The following is a 16,959-nucleotide window of genomic DNA, read 5'->3' as shown; positions in this document are numbered from 1 at the left end:
ACCGACAATGAGCGTGACTTCCGCGATTTCGCAATGGCCCGATGTGGACCAGCTGTATCGCCGCTTCGATGCGTTGGTCAAACAGCCGATGCGGCCGGTCCGGCGCGAAGGCATGGACAAGGTGATGCGCTACTTCGAGCAGCGCTGCCAAGGCTCCAAGCAGTTGGGCGACGCCGCGCAGCGGGTGATTCCCGGCGGCGTGCAGCACAACCTGGCCTTCAATTACCCGTTCTCGCTGGCGATGCGCAGCGCCGAGGGCGCCTACCTGACCGACGTCGACGACAACCGCTACATCGATTTCCTGCAGGCCGGCGGACCGACCTTGCTCGGCTCCAACCCGCCGGCGTTGCGCGCACGCGTCAACGAGGTGCTGGACCAGTGCGGACCGGTGACCGGACTGCTGCACGAATACGAGGTCAAACTGGCCGAGCTGGTCTGCGCCAGCATGCCGGCGGTGGAGATGGTGCGCCTGCTCGGTTCGGGAACCGAGGCGGTGATGGGCGCGGTGCGCCTGGCGCGCGCGTATACCCGCAAGCGCTGGATCATCAAGATCGGCGGTGCGTATCACGGCTGGAGCGACCAGTTGGTGTACGGCCTGCGCCTGCCCGGCACCGGCCGCATGGAAGCGATCGGCATTCCGCGTGGGGCGACCGCGCATACCCAGGAATGCCTGCCCAACGATCTGGACGCGTTGCGCCGCAAGCTGCAATTCAATCGCCTGCGCGGCGGCACCGCGGCGGTGCTGCTGGAACCGCTGGGGCCGGAGAGCGGCACCCGCCCGGTGCATGCGGACTACAACCGCCAGGTGCGCGCGCTGTGCGACGAGTTCGGGGCGCTGCTGATCTTCGACGAAGTGGTCACCGGTTTCCGGTTGGGCCCCGGCGGTGCGCAAGGCTACTTCGGCGTTGCGCCGGACATCACCGTGCTGGGCAAGTGCCTGGCCGGCGGCTATCCGATGGCCGGGGCGATCGGTGGCCGCCGCGAGGTCATGATGAGCCTGGTGGGCGGCATCGGCACGACCGCGCGGCGCGCCTTTGTCGGCGGCACGCTCTCGGCCAATCCGCTGTCCTGCGTGGCCGGCTACTACGCGTTGCTGGAAGCGCAGCAGAACGATGCCGCCGGCCGCGCCGGTCGCGCCGGCGATCGCCTGCGTGCGGGTCTGGAGACGATCATCCAGCGCCGCGGATTGCCGTACGTGGTCTACAACATGGGCTCGATCGTGCACCTGCAGACCTCCGGCGTGCTGCTGCTGGACACCGGCAACCTCTACAAACTCTGGCGCGTGCGCAACGAAGCCAAGGCGCGCAAGCACATGATGGAAGAGATGGGCGCGGCGTATTCGGCGCATGGCCTGATCACCCTGGCCGGTAGCCGCATCTACACCAGCATGGCCGACACCGATGCGGTGATCGACGAGGCCCTGAACCGTTTCGACGATGTCTTTGCACTGGTCTGAGCCGATGAACGCCACCGATGCCCTGCGCGACACCTGGCTGCAGACCCGCGAACGGCTGCAGGCCTCCCACTTGCTCGGCGACGATGACGCGGCCTTGTCGTTGCGTTGCCCGGGCGCCACGCAGATATGGATCGGCAGCGCCACCGCGTCAACGCCGCTGCTGCTGGACTGGCGCGAGGATGCCGCGCTGGATGCGGCGCAGCGCCTGCATGCGCAGGTCTATGCGCAGCGTGGCGATGTGGGGGCGGTGGCGTGGTCGGCCGGTGCCTTCGGCCACTGCCTGGCCGACTGCGGCGGCGCGTTGCCGCAGGTGTTCGACGAACAGGCGCGGCATCTGGGGCCGATGCCGCCGCCGGTGCGCGCGGCCGACGCGGCGGCCACGCTGGCCGGGGCGATCGGCAATGCCGTGCTGGTGGCACGGCGGCCGCTGTGCCTGGGCACCAGTGCGCGTCGCCTGGCGCTGAACATCGCGTTGTTCGAAAAGTGCGCCAAGGCGTATGTGCTGGCGGCGGCCACCGGAGGACCCACCCGGCAGCTGCCGTGGTGGGTGCGTCGCATCGCCAACGGGCGTCTGCGCAAGGACCAGGTACGTGCGAGCGCCGCATTCGCCAATGGCGCCCTGCCCACCGAAAGCACGGCCTACTGAGGGCATCTCATGCGCAGCAGTCATCCATCCGCGTTGTCCGCCGTGGCCGTTCCCGCCTCGCAGGGGTTGCCGTCCGGTTTGTTGATCGGTTCGATCGCCCTGCTCATCCTGGGCGTACAGCCGATCCTGCTGGGAACATTGGTCGAGCAGAAGCTGATCACGCTCTCCGGCGTGGGCATCGTGGCAATGGGGGAGATCGTCGCGCTGGGCCTGGGCGTGGCGTTGGGCGATGCGCTGTTGCCGCACCGCTGGCAGCGCCAGGTCGCCGTGCTGGCGGCGCTGTTGGCGGCACTGCTGGACCTGGCCACCACCCAGGCGGTCGGCGACACCGCATTCGTGCTGGTACGCGCAGCTGCCGGCCTGGCGGAGGGGCTGCTGTTGTGGGTGGCGACCCTGACCATCGTGCGCGCGGCCAAGCCGGATCGGGTCACCGCGGTGTTCATGCTGACCCAGGCGGTAGCGCAGATCGCACTGGCGAACCTGCTGGCATTGTGGGTGCTGCCGTCCACCGGCTGGAAAGGCGGTTTCGTGGCGCTGGGCGCGGTGACGCTGTGCGCGGCCCTGCTGACACCGTTGCTGCCGGCGACCCTGTCTGCGGTGAGCGCAACCGCGCCGGCCAGCCGCGTGCGCTGGTCGCCGACAACCCTGTTGCCCTTGCTGATTGCCTTCGTGCAGATGGCCGCGACCGGCGCGCTGTGGGCGTACCTGGAACCGTTGGGGTTGCGCGCGGGCCTGGATGCCGGGGCGGTGCAGGCGCACACCTCGCTGGTGCTGGCGATGCAGATCGTCGGCGCGCTGGCGGCGATCTGGTGGGTGCGCCGGCTCGGTCACGCGCGCACCCTGGTGGTCGGCAGCCTGGTGCTGGCAGCGGTGGCGGCCATCATGGCGCGTGCGGCGCCGGCCGGCACTGCCGCGTTCACGGTTGCCTGCGTGGGCTTCGGCCTGGTCTGGATGTTCCTGATGCCCTTCCACGTGGGCCTGGCGTTCGGTGCCGACGCGCATGGCCGGGTGGCGGTGCTGGTGCCGGCGGTGCAGTTGCTGGGATCGGCAGCCGGCCCCTTGCTCGCTTCGCTGCTGCTACAGCACGATGATCCGGCTCCGGTACCGGCGTTCAGTCTGGCCGCCGCATTGCTGGCGGCGGTCCTGGCGGCGGCAGCCGGCCGCGACCAGCGCCGCCGGGCGCCGGCCGGAGCGCAGCCGAACAGGGGGGATCGATGAGCGACAGCGTGTGCGGAATGGGCCGCAGCGTGCCGGCGCGTCCGGCGCGCCGGTCGCGGATGCGTTTGCGGTGTGTGCGCTTGCAGCAGGGGCGTGCGCGTCATGCACGCTGACCTGGACGTCTGCGCCGAGGACATCGCGGCAGTGTTCGCCGCCCAGCAGCCGGTGGCCGCGGCCTGGCGCAGTTCCACCGCCGCGCAGCGGCGCGAGCGCCTGCGCGCGTTGCGCAGCGCGCTGCTGGCGCGGCGGCAGGCCCTGTATGCCGCCTTTGCCGGCGACTTCGGCAAGCCGGCACTGGAAGTGGAGCTGAGCGAGCTGTTGCCGGTGGTCGACGAAATCGCCGCCGCCATCGCCGGGCTGCCGCGCTGGATGCGCCCGCGCAAGGTGTCGCCCACCTTGCTGACGCTGGGCACGCACGCGCAGATCGGCTATCAGCCCAAGGGCCGCTGCCTGATCATCGGCCCATGGAATTATCCGGTTGCCACCGTGCTGGGGCCGCTGGTCTCGGCGCTGGCGGCAGGCAACACCGCCATCCTCAAGCCGTCCGAATTCACCCCGCAGGTCAACGCGGTGCTGCGCGAGCTGCTGGCCGAGGCGTTCGACCCTTCCGAAGTGGCGATGGTGCAGGGCGGGGTGGCCACTGCGCAGCGCTTGCTGGCCTGCCCGTTCGACCATGTGTTCTTCACCGGCTCACCGGCAGTGGGGCGGCAGGTCATGGCCGCCGCTGCCGCCCAGCTGGCCTCGGTGACGCTGGAGCTGGGCGGCAAATCGCCGGCCATCGTCGACCGCAGCGCCAACCTGGAACGCGCCGCGCAGGTGCTGGTGTGGGGCAAGCTGGTCAATGCCGGGCAGACCTGCATCGCGCCCGATACGCTGTTCGTGCATCGCGAGGTCCGCACGGCGCTGCTGCAGCGGTGCCGCGAACTGCTGGCGCAGCGCTACGGCAGCAGCGCGGCGGCGGTGGCTGCCAGCCCCGACCTGGCGCGCATGATCCATGTCGGCCATGCGGCGCGCCTGGCGGCCCTGATCGATGAAGCGCGCGCTGCCGGTGCCGAGCTGGTGGCCGGCGGCGAGCATGACGTGGCGCAGCGTTTCATCGCCCCGACGGTACTGGCCGATGTTCCGGAACACGCGCGCATCGCGCAGGAAGAAATCTTCGGGCCGGTGCTGCCGGTGGTGACCTTCGACCATCTCGACACCGTGCTCGCCGGACTCGACGCCGCCGCCAAGCCGTTGGCGCTGTATCTGTGGAGCAACGATGCCGCACAGGTCGCCCGCGTGCTGGCGCGCAGCAGCTCCGGCAGCGTGGTGGTCAATCACTGCCTGCAGCAATTCATGCACACCGGCTTGCCGTTCGGCGGCATTGGCCAGTCGGGGATCGGCAGCGCGCATGGCCTGCATGGATTCAAGGCGTTTTCGCACGAACGTGCGGTATTGCGCGGCGGCCGCCTGCTGACCGCGCGGGCCTTCTTTCCGCCGTATCGGGGCTGGCAGCACCGCGTGGCCACCGCATTGACCGCCTGGCTGGCCCGCCGATGACGCGCGCGGCACAGATCGCCCGCGACGCAGCGCGTATGATGTGGCTCTGGCAAACACCGGCCGTGCAGGCGCATGGCTTGGCGGTGGCATGGCGCTACTGCAGACGATGGACGCCGCCTGGCCGGCGCGATGCAGCAGCGACGCAACGGCGCAGGTGCAGTCGCGGTGGTCTGGCCGACGCATCACTCCGTGTTCGAGGAATCCCCCGCCCATGTCCACGACCAAGTCCCGTCCGCGCGCGCCGCTCAAGGCGCCCGCGCCCAGGCTGACCGGCAACAAGCTCCCGGCCCAGCATCGCGCGACCGAGACCTACGAACATATCCTGGCGGTGACCGCGCAATTGCTCGGCGATGTCGGCGTGGAACGGCTGTCCACCAATCTGGTCTGTGCGCATGCCGGACTGACGCCACCGGCGCTGTACCGCTACTTTCCCAACAAATATGCCTTGTTGTCCGAGCTCGGCACGCGCCTGATGCAGCGGCAGAACGCGCTGGTGCCCAAGTGGATCACGCCGCAGGCGATGTCCGGTTCGCGCGAACAGGTGCAGCAGGCGCTGACCGGCCTGGTGCTGGAGACCTACCGGGTGACCAAGGCCACCGAGGGCGGTGTCTGGATCCTGCGCGCGCTGCGTGCGGTGCCGGCCTTGCAGCAGGTGCGCCTGGACTCGCACGCGCAGGTCACCAAGGCGCAGGTGCGCATGCTCGCCGAATTCTTTCCCGATGCAGACCCGCGCCAACTGCGTCTGGTCAGCCGCATCGTGGTGGACCTGATCTATGCGACCGTGGAGCTGCTGTTCGATGTGCGACTGAGCAGCCGTGCGGTGGCCGAGACAGTCGGCACGATGATCGCCGGCCACGTCGAGCAGTTGCGCGATGCAACGGCCGATGTGCCGAAAGGCAGCGCTGTGGAGCGCCGGCGAGGTTCGCCACCGGCACGGCGTTCAAACCGCGCTGGGTGATGGGCCGGCAGCGGGCGCGGTCGTCAGAGCCTGCGAAGGACGCGCCTTCCCTGCACCGAGGCATCTGGCAGGTGCAATGCGGCTGCTCGCAGGCGCTGAATGCCGCAAGCACACCTGCGCCGCATGCAACGCTCAGGGCAATGACGGCAGCACGAGCAGATCCTGCAGTTCCGGTCCGCCGCCGCGGTTGCCGCTGCCTGCGGCGATGTACAGATCCTCGCCCACCTGTGCCGCCTGCGTGCCGTGCCTGCCGCGCGGCAAGGCCGGACCGGTCTCCCACCGCGCGGTGGCCGGGTCGTAGGACTCCACCTCCGCGTGGCCGGCGACCTGGGCCGTGCTTTCGCCGCCCAACAGCATGACCCGGCCGTGATGCGCGACGGTTGCCGCGCCCGCGCGCGGGGTGGGCAGCGTGGCATCGGCCACCGACCAGGTGGCCTGCCGCAGATCGTAGATATCCAGCTGCGGAATTGTTTGCGACAGCGTGTCGCCGGTGTCGTGCGAAGACCGGCGCCCGCCGCCCGCGTAGAGCTTGCCGTCGAGCACCACGGCCTGGAAGTGATCGCGCGCATGCGGCGCATCGGGCAGGCGCGTCCAGCGCTGGGTCCGCGTGTCGAAGGCGTCCAGCCAGGGCACATAGCCGCTGTTGTGGCCACGCGTATTGCCACCCACCAGATACAGCACTCCGTCGTGCGCGACGGTACCGGCCGAACCGCGGCGGCGATCGGCAGGAATCTCCGCGCCCGTCTGCCAGCGGTCGGTGGCCGGGTCGTAGATCAGCAGATGCGTCAACGCCACTTCGTTGGGATAGTCGCCGGTAAACCCGCCCACCAGATAGAGCTTGCCTGCCCAGACCGCCGCCTGGGCGTGGTTGACGGCCAATGGCGGTGCGCTGCCGCGCGACCAGCGCCGGGTGCGGGTATCGAAGATATCCAGCGGGCGTTCGCCGCGACCGCCGAGCAAATACAGGCGCTCGCCAATGGCGGCCATGCTGTTTTCGTGGCGTGCGTGCGGCTCGCCCTGCGCCTGCACCGCGCGCCATTGCCGCTTGCTGGTCGATCCGGCTGGTTCGAGGTCATTGGCCTGCCCGCTGACAGGCATGCTTGCGGCCACCACGAACAGGACCACCGCGCAGAACGACGTTGCCAAGCGATGCATCGGTGTTCCTTGGTTGCAAAGAGCGGCCAGTCTACTTACCTGTCGACGCACCGCCATAGCAGAAAGCGGACAGAGCCGCGACGCACGTAGCGACCGCGACAGTTCAGCGCTGCCACCACGCTTGACGATGGCAGTGGTCGATCATCTGATTGCGGTGTTGCAGCCGGATACGCAGCGCACTTCAACAAGCCCAGCGCCTTTGCTGCTTGCAAGTGCCCGGGGAGACGCCGGCTCTTCACGTCCGACAGCACCGCGTATGCAAACACTACCGCGACCGCAATGACAGGAGACCTGCGTGACGCGTTCCCCGACAACTTCCCGTTCGGCGACAACGCCGCCCAAGAGCGTCGCCGCTGCGGCGGCGCGTGGACTGCGCCTGCGCGAGCAGCACGGCCGTGGCGGTACCGCCGTTGGTGTGGCGCGTGCGCGCGATCTCTCCGCACAAACGTCGCTGTCTGCACAGACCATTGGACGCATGCATGCGTACTTCGCGCGACACAGCGTGGACAAGAGCGGCAAGGGTTGGGCGGATGCCAAGGCGCCATCGGCCGGCTACATCGCCTGGCTGCTCTGGGGCGGCGATGCAGGCCAGCGCTGGGCAGCGCGTGTGTACGCGCGCCTGCACCAGGCAAGCGCGACGAAGGGCGCCAGCAGCGGAAATGGCTCGAAAAAGACTGCTGTAAAGAAGGTTAAAGCAAAGAAGAGTGCAACCAGGCAAGCCGCAGCCAAAAAAACGGCGACCAAGAAGTCAGCAAAAAAGACAGTCGCAAAAAAGACCGCACCGAATAAGCGCACCACGAAAAAAACGGCGGCCGCAAGCGCCTCTGCCAGAAAGACTGCATCGTCCAAGGTCGCAAGCAAGGCAAGCAAGGCAAGCAAGAAAGCTGCAGCAAGGAGCAGCGCGGCTGAGAAGAAAGGCGCGACCAAGAAAGCGCCATCAAGGCGCACTGCGGCCAAGAAGAAGAGCACCTCCACAGCTGCGAAACAGCGTGCAGGCAAGACGTCCGCGCCCTGGAGCACGTCCAGCCCAAAGAGCGCTTCGCGCTCCAAGCCACTGTCTGCATCGCAGAAGACCCAGGCCCGCAAGCGCGCAAAAGCCGCAGGCCGCCCATATCCGAATCTGGTGGACAACATGGCCGTCGCCAGCAAGCGCAGCACGAGCAAGCGTGCGGCCAAGTCCGGCGGCACGAAACAGCGTGCAGGGAAGAAATAGCGGTATCGTTAACCCGCGTTTTTGCATGCTGCGCTCGGAGGTGCGGCGGCACAGGCCCGTCTCTTGTCGGCATGCCCCCGGTCCGAGGCAGTGCCGACTAAGCCGTGGAGCGGTGGCGCTTGCTGTCGCCCCGGCATCGGTCCGAGCAGTACTTCACCTGGTCCCACACACGCTCCCACTTCTTGCGCCAACGAAACGGCCGCCCGCATTGCACGCAGACCTTCTCCGGTAGATCCTGTTTTTTGCGTGTTGCCATAGGCTGGAAGGACTGGGACACGTGTCGGTGCAGGGGGGTGCAAAGCATGTCATAGCGAGGTCCACTGCAAAATGCCGTCTCGGACTTCATGCAGGCAGCTGCCCAGAACACAGCAGTACATGGGCGGGGAGACCGGCGCGCACGCTTTGTTATAGTTAGCAGGAAGCGGTTTGGCGGCACGTCTCGGACATCGCAAGGCGGCACGCTCACATTCTCAAACAAGGACGTGCGTGAAAACATTGTTGCTGGTCGCGTCGGCCCTTTTGTACGTTGCCGCACTCTGCCTTCCTGCACTGCATGGTGGTGCCGAGCACGTGAGCGGCGTTGTCCTGCTCCTGTTCGGCTGGATCCAGGTGCTCGACGGCCAATGCGTCGCCTGGTTAGGCAACCTGCTGTTCTTCAGTGCGTGGCTCTGTTACCTCTTCAAATCTGATAGGACGGCATTGGGTCTGCTGCTGTCGGCATGCCTGATCGGCATGGATACCTTTCGTGCCACCCGCTATCTGAAAAACGAAGCCGGGCACGAAGTGATGATCGACCGGGTAGGCGCAGCCTTCTACGTATGGGAGCTGAGCTTTCTGGTCCTGGTGATCGTGGTGCTGATGCGTCTGTCGGAGACGCGTGGCGTCACGCGACCGAATACGGTTTGATACCGTAACCGCCGCCAGGACTTTTAAGGCGCGTGGGGAGCGAGCCTGTCACTTCCATCGAGCTGCTCACATAAGCGCTTCTGAAGCTTGGATACACGGAGGTTGGTCATGGACACCAGCATCAATGTAGAAACGCAAACCATCCCGACCCTGCCGAGCCGTTCGATTCCGCAGACGGTGGCGTTCTATCGGCAGCTGGGCTTTGTCGGCGATGCGCATCCGCATGATGCAGGTTACGCAATCCTGCGACGTGGCGATGTGGAGCTGCACTTCTTCGCGCATCCGGACCTGGATCCGGCCGGCTGTTATGCGGGCTGTTACATCAGGGTAGGCGATGTGGATGCCGTCCACGCAGCGATGAAGCTTGCCGCCTTGCCCGAGCAAGGCATTCCACGGCTCGACCCGGTTGGCGACAAGCCCTGGGGCATGCGTGAGTTCGCCATCGTCGATGAGAGCGGCAATCTGCTGCGGATCGGGCAGGTGATCGCGTCCGGGTGATGCATTGCGTGGGCGAGGCGACTGCACTGCTCGCCCCGCCTGATTCCACCGCTCGCCAATGAGATGGTGCTGTGCACCGTCTTACACGTCACCCATCGACCCAAGGGCGTGTGTCACTTCAGCAGGGGTGGCCATGCCGAGCGCTGCATAAGCCGCCTGCAAGGACGCAGGAAAACGTGCGTCTGCGGGCAACGATCCGAACACCGCCTCCAATGTCAGAAAATCAGCGACATCATGACCTGCATCGCCAGTCGCGTTGCGGCCAAGCGCGCTGAGGACATCGTTCAACGGGTCGGTCAGCGGAACGCCGTTGTGCGCCTGCCTGCGGACAAAATGCAGCCACGCCGCAACGGCCAGGCATAGGCGCTGGATCGGTCGGCCGGTAGCGAGTGCGTCGCCGATCGTGCCGAGCAGGCGCACCGGGAGTTTCTGCGAGCCGTCCCAGGCGATCTGGGCGAGCAGGTGCCCAATGGCGGGATTGCGAAAACGGGCAAGGATGGCGTCGCTGTAGCGTTGCGCATCGAAGCCCTGCATGGCCTGCAGGGTGGGCGCGATCTCCGCGCGCATCAACGTTTCCACGTATGCGGCAAGTTCGCGGTGACGCATGGCCTCGGCCACGGTTTCCAGGTCCAGCAGGCTGCCGAGATACGCCAGCGCCGAGTGCGGCGCGTTGAGCAGACGCAGCTTGGCGCGCGCGTAGCCGGCGATGTCTTCGCTCAGGGTGACGCCCACGCGCTCGAATGCGGGGCGACCATTGCAGAAGCGGTCTTCGATTACCCACTGGCTGTAGCGCTCGCGCTGGATCGGCCAGGCATCGTGCACGCCAAGCTGGTCGTGTACGCGCGTGCGCAGCGCGTCATCGGTGGCGGGCGTGATGCTGTCGACCATCGAGCGCGGGAAGGCTGCGTGCTGCGTGATCCATTGCGCAAGCGCGGGGTCGGTCTGTTCTGCAAGCCGCACGACCGCGCGCTGCAGCAGCATGCCGTTGTCGGTGAGGTTGTCGCAGCTCAACGCAGTGAACGGCGCGGTGCCGTCGTGCCTGCGTTGCTGCAGCCCGGCGACGAGGTAGCCGATGGCGCTGCGCGGGCGCGCGGGATGGGCGATGTCGTGCACGATGTCCGGATGCGAGAGGTCCAGCGTGTCGCCGGCCAGGCAATAGCCCTTCTCGGTGATGGTCAGCGTGACCAGGCGCACTGCCGGGTCGGCAAGGCGCGCGAGCACGGCGGCGTGTTCGTCTGCGGCGCACAGTACTTCGCGGATGGCACCGATGACACGCAGGTGCGGGTGTTCGTCGAGCAGGGCGAGGGTGTACAGACCATGCTGTGGGCGCAAGGCATCGCGCACGTGCGGGCGATGCAGCGAGACGGCGCTGATGGCCCAGCTGGGGTCTTCGGCAAGCAGGTCATCGATGTAGACGGCCTGGTGAGCACGGTGGAAGGCACCTGCGCCCAGATGCACGATGCCGATGGTGGGGCTTGCCGGGTCATAGCTGGGCCTTGAAACCACCGGCGGCAATGTGGCCAGGGTGTCGCGCGAAAGACGTGGTGCTTGCATCGTGTCGCCTGTGAGGTAGGAGTGTTTGGAGGAAGGGCTGCGCCGAACCCTCACCCCAACCCCTTTCCCGCAAGGAAAGGGGATTTGCAGTAATCGTGGCCGAAGGAGTTGTCGATCCACGGCCGCATGGCGAGAGTGTGGGCGGCTGTTACTTCTCGGTCACGGTAAAGCGCTGCCTGGCGCGGATATCTGCACTGGAGGCGCCGATCTGCACTTCATAGGCGCCGGGGTCCACCGCATACGCCTTGCGCTGCGCGTCGTAGATGCGCAGCGCGTTCTTTGCGTCGAGGATGAAATGCAACGCGCGCTGCTCGCCCGGCTGCAGGGTGATACGTTGAAATCCGTGCAATTCCTTGCCGGCACGTTCGCGTTGCGGGGTGAGCGGATGCAGATACAGCTGCACTACCTCATCGCCTGCGCGTTGGCCGGTGTTCTTGACCGTGACGGTGGCAGTGAGCGAGCCATCGGCTGCGATGGTGGTGCGGTCCAGGCGCAGGCCGGAATAGGCGAACTGCGTGTACGACAGGCCGTGGCCGAACGGATACAGCGGCGTGCCGCCGAAGTAGCGGTAGGTGCGGCCGCGCATGGCGTAGTCGTCGAACGCCGGCAGGGTTTCGCTTTCCTTGTAGAACGTCACCGGCAAGCGGCCGCCCGGGTTGGCATCGCCGAACAGCGTGTCGGCCACCGCGGTGCCGCCGCGCTGGCCGGGATACCAGGCCAGCAGGATCGCCGGCAGGTGCTGCTGCGCCCAATCGATGGCCAGCGCCGAGCCGGTGGTGAGCACCGCCACCACCGGCTTGCCGGTGGCCTGCAAGGCTTCGAGCAGGTCGCGCTGCGGCTTGGGCAGGCGCAGGTCGGTGCGGTCGCCGCCGGCAAATCCGGGGTAGTTCACCTTCATCTCTTCGCCTTCGACATCGCCGGTCAGGCCACCGACAAAGACCACCACGTCGGCGCTGCTCGCCACGTCCAGCGCCTCCTGCAAGGGCGGCTTGGCACCGGGTTGGCGCCAGGCCAGGCGCACGCCGGCATCGCGCTCGCCTTCGAAGTATTCCAGCCGCACCTGGTAGGCACGGCCGGCCTGCAGCTGCACGTCGACGCCATCGGCGTGCAGGCGGTCGCTGGTGCTCCAACGGTCGATCACCGGCTTGCCGTCCAGGTACAGGCGCACGCCGTCGTCGGCGGCCGCTTCCAGGTGGTAGGTGCCGGTAGTCGGCGGGACCAGCTGGCCGCTCCAGCGGATGCTGAAGTTGTCCGCCGGCACCGCCTCGCTCGGGCCAGCCTCGCCACGCGCCAGCAGATTGTCGGTCGGCGAACCGCGGTCCCATTTGAAGCCGATTTGCGCATCCACGCGCACCAGGGCCGGCGTGCCGGACAAATCGCGGTTGCGAAAATACTCGCCCCGCAAACCGCGTTCGGGCGAGTTGGCCGACGGCCGCAGGTATTGCGGTTCGATCAGCGGCGTGGCGGCGGGGTCGTCGCGCCCCTCGACCAGGTCGGCGCCGCGCGCGTACAGCACCTGCGCATTCGGGGCCGCGGCGCGGATGCCTTGCAGCACGGTGACCGGCGCGGCCGGCGTGCCGTAGTAGTTGCCGAGCAGTGCCATGGTGTCATCGGCGGTGGGGCCGATCACCGCGATGCGCTTGAGCTTGGCCCGCGACAACGGCAACAGGCCATCGTTCTTCAGCAGCACCAGCGATTCGCGCGCGGTGCGCCGCGCCAGCGCATCGTGCGCCGGCGACTGGTTGACCGAGGCGGGAATCGTCGACCACGGCAACTGCCCGGGCGGATCGAACATGCCCAGGCGCATGCGCGCGGTCATCAAGGTCTTCAACGCGGTGTCGATCTGCGCCTCGTCGATCAGGCCCTGGCGGACCGCCGCCGGCAGGGTGGAATACTCCTCTCCGCATTCCAGTTCGGTGCCGTGCTTGACTGCCAGCGCGGCGGCTTGTTCGCGGGTGGCGACGATCTTGTGGTGCTTCCAGATATCCACGATTGCCCAGCAATCGGACACCACGTAGCCCTTGAAGCCCCATTGCTGGCGCAGCACATCCTGCAGCAGGAACTTGCTGGCGCTGGCCGACTCGCCGTACACGCGGTTGTAGGCCCCCATCACCGCATCCACCTTGCCGTCCTTGACCAGTGCCTCGAACGCCGGCAGGTAGGTCTCGTACAGGTCGCGCTGGGAGGGGCGCGCATCGAAGTGGTGACGATCGGCTTCCGGGCCGCTGTGCACGGCGAAATGCTTGGCGGTGGCGTCGAGCTTGCGGTACGGCTCACCTTGCGCGTTCTTCGGTGCGTCGGCGCCTTCGCCCTGCAGGCCCTGCACGAAGGTCACGCCCATGCGCGCGGTGAGGAAGGGATCCTCGCCGTAGGTCTCCTGGCCGCGGCCCCAGCGTGGATCGCGGAAGATATTGATGTTCGGCGACCAGAAGGTCAGCCCCTGATAGCGCGCGTGCTGGTTCTGGCGCAGGAACTGATGATGCTTGGCACGCGCCTCGTCGCTGATGGCGGTGGCGACCTCGTGCATCAGCGGCAGGTCGAAGGTGGCGGCCATGCCGATCGCCTGCGGGAACACCGTCGCCCCGCCGGCGCGCGCCACGCCATGCAGCGCCTCGTTCCACCAATCGTAGGCCGGCACCCCCAGGCGCGGAATCGCCGGCGCAGCGTTCTGCATCTGCGCGGCCTTTTCTTCCAGCGTCATGCGCGACACCAGATCGGCCGCGCGTTGTTCGAAACTGCGTTGTGTATCCAGATACGGCGGCGGTGTCGCGGCATGGGCAGCGCCTGCGGTACATGCCAGTGCGAGCAGGACACCCTGCGCGAGCGAACGAAACGGGGCGGGCGGATGCGAAGGCATGGTCAGTCCTGTGAAGGGCGGTCGGGATGCGATTGGGCGAATGGCCCGATCACGCTGCCGACGAAGCCGCCGGCCTTTTCGGTGCTGAGAAAGCTGGCGTCGTCGTTGCGGCGTAGCCATTGCCAGCCGCGGCCATCGGCATCGAAGGCGAAGCTATACGCACCACCATCGCCGCTGATCTGCAGCCGCAGCTGTGCAGTGGCCGGGATGCGGGTCTGCGCCAGCGTGGTGGTGGCCGCGCCCTCGCGCTTGTCCAGAAACACCTGGACGGCATCGCCATCGCGACGGGCGCCGAGTGCATACCACGCGGTCGAATTCTGAAATGCGGCCAAGCCTGCACGGATGCCCGCCTGGGTCGGGACCTCCAGTGCGGTGCTGGCGGTGAAACGCAGATGTTGCTGGCGGCGTGCGAGAAACGCGGGCGTGCCGGTACCGTCCAGCCCCTGGCTGCTGGCATGCAACGTCAACCAGCCTGCCCGCGTGCGCAGGTCGGCCACGTCGTGCTTTGGCACGCGCACGGTCAGCCATTCGCGTTGCAGCGTGGCCTGATCGAAATCGTCATGCCAGACGAAGTTGCCCGACAATGGTGCCTGCGTGGCAACTGCCTTCATGCCTGCGGGCGCCTTGGCGATGTAAGGAATCGGCTGTCCCGCCGGCAGGATCGAGGGCCAGCCATCGCGCCACTGCACCGGCAGCAAAAACGTTTCGCGCCCGGTGTTGTAGTGATCGCCGCGATACGGACGGCTTGCGAGAAACACCGCCCACCACTGCCCGTCCGGTGTGTCGACCAGGTCCACGTGGCCGGCGTTGCTGACCGGATGCGCGCGCCCGGCCGGCAGATCGCGTTGGGTCAGGATGGGGTTGTTCGGTGCCGGTGCATACGGCCCCCACACGTTACGGCTGCGCAACACCACCTGCGAATGCTGCGGCCCGGTGCCGCCCTCCGCACATGAGAGGTAGTACCACCCGTCGCGTTGATACAGGTGCGGGCCTTCGATCCAGATCGGCTTGCTGGCCAGGTCCACGCCGCCATTGAGCAGCACCTTGCGCGGGCCGACAGGCGCATTCTTCGCGATATCGAAGCGCTGCATCCAGATCGCGCGATGCCCGTCGTACAACGGCGTGCCTTCCGGCGGGCCGTTGTTGAGCAGGTACGCGCTGCCATCGGTATCGAAGAACAGGGACGGGTCGATGCCGTCGATGCTGGGCAGCCACGTCAATGCCGACCATGGCCCCGCCGCATTGCTGGCACTGGCGATGAAATTGCCACCGCTGTCGACCGAGGTACCCACCACGTAAAAACGCCCGTCGTGATGGCGGATGCTGGCGGCATACATGCCGCGCGACATGCGCAGCCCGTCGTAGTCGAGCTGCTCGCGGCGTTCGACCACGTTGCCAATCTGGGTCCAATGCACAAGATCGGTGCTCTCCAGCACCGGGATCGCCGGAAAGTAGGTAAACGTCGAATTGACCAGGTAATAGCGCTCTCCCACACGCGTGATGCTGGGGTCCGGGTAGAAACCGGCCAGCACCGGATTGCGGTAGTGCCCGGCCGGCAGCGGCGTGGCGAACACCGCATCGTCGCCGCGGTATTCGAACCAGTCGAACGCAACATCGGCAGCGGCCTGCGCCTGCGCGTTCGCAGGCACCGCCAAGGCCATCAGCAGGGCCACACACGTGGCAGAAAACGCGCGCATCACCAATCCCACATCGCGCCGTCTTCCAGTCGCGCGATCGGCAACTGCTTGGGCACGTAGGGATACTTCGCTGCAAGCGCTTCGTCGATGTCCACGCCATGCCCCGGTGTCTCGCCGCAGTGCAGGCGGCCATCGCGGAATTGGTAGTCGTGCGGGAACACCGCATTGGCCTCGTCGGAATGGAACATGTATTCCTGGATGCCGAAGTTGGGCACCCAGGTGTCGAAGTGCAGGGCGGCGCCCATGCACACCGGCGAAAGGTCGGTGGCGCCGTGGAAGCCGGTGCGCACCTGATGCAGCGCGGCGAAATCGGCCAGCCGGCGCACATGGGTGATGCCGCCAGCGTGGACGATCGTGGTGCGGATGTAGTCGATCAGCTGCTGCTCGATCAGGTGCTTGCAGTCCCAGATTGAGTTGAATACCTCACCCACTGCCAGCGGCGTCACGGTGTGCTGGCGAATGATCTCGAACGCACGCTGGTTTTCCGCCGGTGTGGCATCTTCCAGCCAGAACAGCCGGTACGGCTCCAGGTCGCGACCCAGCCGGGCGGCTTCGATCGGGGTCAGCCGATGATGCGCGTCGTGCAGCAGCTCGATCGCGTCGCCGTGGTCGTTGCGCAGCTGTTCGAACAGCTTCGGCACCACGCCCAGATAGCGCGGCGTGGACCACACGGTTTCGGTGGGCAGCTCGCTTTCGGCCGGTTCGTACGGTTTGCCGCCGACAGAAATGCCGTAGGTCTTCTTGATGCCGGGCACGCCGCATTGCGCGCGAATCGCGATGAAGCCCATCTCGCGGAAGCGGCCCACCTCGTCGCTGGTTTCGGCGATATCGCGGCCGTTGGCATGGCCATACACCAACGCACCCTCGCGCGAGCGCCCGCCCAGCAGCTGGTACAACGGCATGCCGGCCATCTTGCCCAGGATGTCCCACAACGCCACGTCCACCGCGGCGATCGCGCTCATCGTCACCGGTCCACGCCGCCAGTACGCACCGCGGTAGAAGAACTGCCAGATGTCTTCGATGCGCCCGGCATCGCGACCAATCAGGTTCGGCACCAGGTGTTCCTGCAGATACGCGGCCACTGCCAGTTCGCGCCCGTTGAGCGTGGCATCGCCCACGCCGGTGATGCCCGAACGCGTGCGGATCTTCAAGGTGACGAAATTGCGCCCCGGGCAGGTGACGATGACGCGCGCCTCGACGATCTCGCGGTCGCGGGCAGAGCCTTGCAGCGGTGCAGGGGAGTCGGAAGTCTGTGACATCGT

14 protein-coding genes are annotated in these 16,959 nt (G+C 67.1%); 7 read left to right on the top strand and 7 right to left on the bottom strand.

All coding sequences use genetic code 11. The annotated features are described in order from the left end of the window. Window positions 1-7: 7 nt before the first annotated feature. The 5 genes from ACDH77_RS19920 (at window position 8) to ACDH77_RS19900 (ending at window position 5,817) form a co-directional block, all read left to right on the top strand. The gene (locus tag ACDH77_RS19920) at window positions 8-1,456 is read left to right on the top strand and encodes an aspartate aminotransferase family protein (RefSeq protein WP_031424915.1); all 1,449 of its coding nucleotides are present in this window, start codon (window positions 8-10) and stop codon (window positions 1,454-1,456) included. A 4-nt stretch (window positions 1,457-1,460) separates the two neighbouring features. Next, entirely contained in the window at window positions 1,461-2,102 is a 642-nt protein-coding gene (locus tag ACDH77_RS19915) for a hypothetical protein (protein ID WP_031424914.1), read from the top strand. Between the two features lie 78 nt (window positions 2,103-2,180). Further along, window positions 2,181-3,320, top strand: a complete 1,140-nt coding sequence (locus ACDH77_RS19910) for an MFS transporter (RefSeq protein ID WP_109291776.1) — start codon at window positions 2,181-2,183, stop codon at window positions 3,318-3,320. A 102-nt stretch (window positions 3,321-3,422) separates the two neighbouring features. Then, entirely contained in the window at window positions 3,423-4,859 is a 1,437-nt protein-coding gene (locus ACDH77_RS19905; RefSeq protein ID WP_372164695.1) for an aldehyde dehydrogenase family protein, read from the top strand. 211 nt (window positions 4,860-5,070) lie between these two features. Beyond that, window positions 5,071-5,817, top strand: coding sequence for a TetR/AcrR family transcriptional regulator (locus ACDH77_RS19900; protein ID WP_029820776.1), 747 nt, complete (start codon window positions 5,071-5,073; stop codon window positions 5,815-5,817). A 132-nt stretch (window positions 5,818-5,949) separates the two neighbouring features. Here ACDH77_RS19900 and ACDH77_RS19895 read toward each other — a convergent pair whose 3' ends face one another. The 3 genes from ACDH77_RS19895 to ACDH77_RS19885 form a co-directional block, all read right to left on the bottom strand. Next, window positions 5,950-6,972, bottom strand: coding sequence for a Kelch repeat-containing protein (locus ACDH77_RS19895; protein WP_372353625.1), 1,023 nt, complete (start codon window positions 6,970-6,972; stop codon window positions 5,950-5,952). 552 nt (window positions 6,973-7,524) lie between these two features. After that, the gene (locus ACDH77_RS19890) at window positions 7,525-8,058 is read right to left on the bottom strand and encodes a hypothetical protein (RefSeq protein ID WP_109298472.1); all 534 of its coding nucleotides are present in this window, start codon (window positions 8,056-8,058) and stop codon (window positions 7,525-7,527) included. A gap of 224 nt (window positions 8,059-8,282) precedes the next feature. Continuing rightward, window positions 8,283-8,441 (bottom strand): DUF2256 domain-containing protein, encoded by a 159-nt coding sequence (locus tag ACDH77_RS19885; RefSeq protein WP_011349095.1) that lies wholly within the window; start codon window positions 8,439-8,441, stop codon window positions 8,283-8,285. A 239-nt stretch (window positions 8,442-8,680) separates the two neighbouring features. On the opposite strand from ACDH77_RS19885, the gene ACDH77_RS19880 reads away from it, so the two are divergent. After that, on the top strand, window positions 8,681-9,091 hold the full coding sequence (locus ACDH77_RS19880; RefSeq protein WP_065613382.1) for a hypothetical protein: 411 nt from the start codon (window positions 8,681-8,683) through the stop codon (window positions 9,089-9,091). Between the two features lie 108 nt (window positions 9,092-9,199). Beyond that, complete coding sequence (locus ACDH77_RS19875; protein WP_011349093.1) at window positions 9,200-9,589, top strand: bleomycin resistance protein; 390 nt, start codon at window positions 9,200-9,202, stop codon at window positions 9,587-9,589. 81 nt (window positions 9,590-9,670) lie between these two features. Here ACDH77_RS19875 and ACDH77_RS19870 read toward each other — a convergent pair whose 3' ends face one another. The 4 genes from ACDH77_RS19870 to manD form a co-directional block, all read right to left on the bottom strand. Beyond that, window positions 9,671-11,143 (bottom strand): mannitol dehydrogenase family protein, encoded by a 1,473-nt coding sequence (locus tag ACDH77_RS19870; RefSeq protein ID WP_372353624.1) that lies wholly within the window; start codon window positions 11,141-11,143, stop codon window positions 9,671-9,673. 148 nt (window positions 11,144-11,291) lie between these two features. Further along, window positions 11,292-14,000, bottom strand: a complete 2,709-nt coding sequence (locus tag ACDH77_RS19865) for a glycoside hydrolase family 3 C-terminal domain-containing protein (protein ID WP_372353623.1) — start codon at window positions 13,998-14,000, stop codon at window positions 11,292-11,294. A 2-nt stretch (window positions 14,001-14,002) separates the two neighbouring features. Then, window positions 14,003-15,673 (bottom strand): glycoside hydrolase family 43 protein, encoded by a 1,671-nt coding sequence (locus tag ACDH77_RS19860; protein ID WP_338338531.1) that lies wholly within the window; start codon window positions 15,671-15,673, stop codon window positions 14,003-14,005. Window positions 15,674-15,696: 23 nt separating this feature from the next. Further along, window positions 15,697-16,956: a D-mannonate dehydratase ManD gene (gene manD / locus ACDH77_RS19855; RefSeq protein WP_372353622.1), complete on the bottom strand. Its 1,260-nt coding sequence runs from the start codon at window positions 16,954-16,956 to the stop codon at window positions 15,697-15,699. Between the last annotated feature and the right edge of the window lie 3 nt (window positions 16,957-16,959).

The sequence above is a fragment of the Xanthomonas axonopodis pv. maculifoliigardeniae genome, from assembly GCF_041519315.1.
Lineage (GTDB): Bacteria > Pseudomonadota > Gammaproteobacteria > Xanthomonadales > Xanthomonadaceae > Xanthomonas > Xanthomonas euvesicatoria.
The sequence above is the reverse complement of the archived record's forward strand: the minus strand, read 5'-3'. Positions and strand labels throughout refer to the sequence as shown.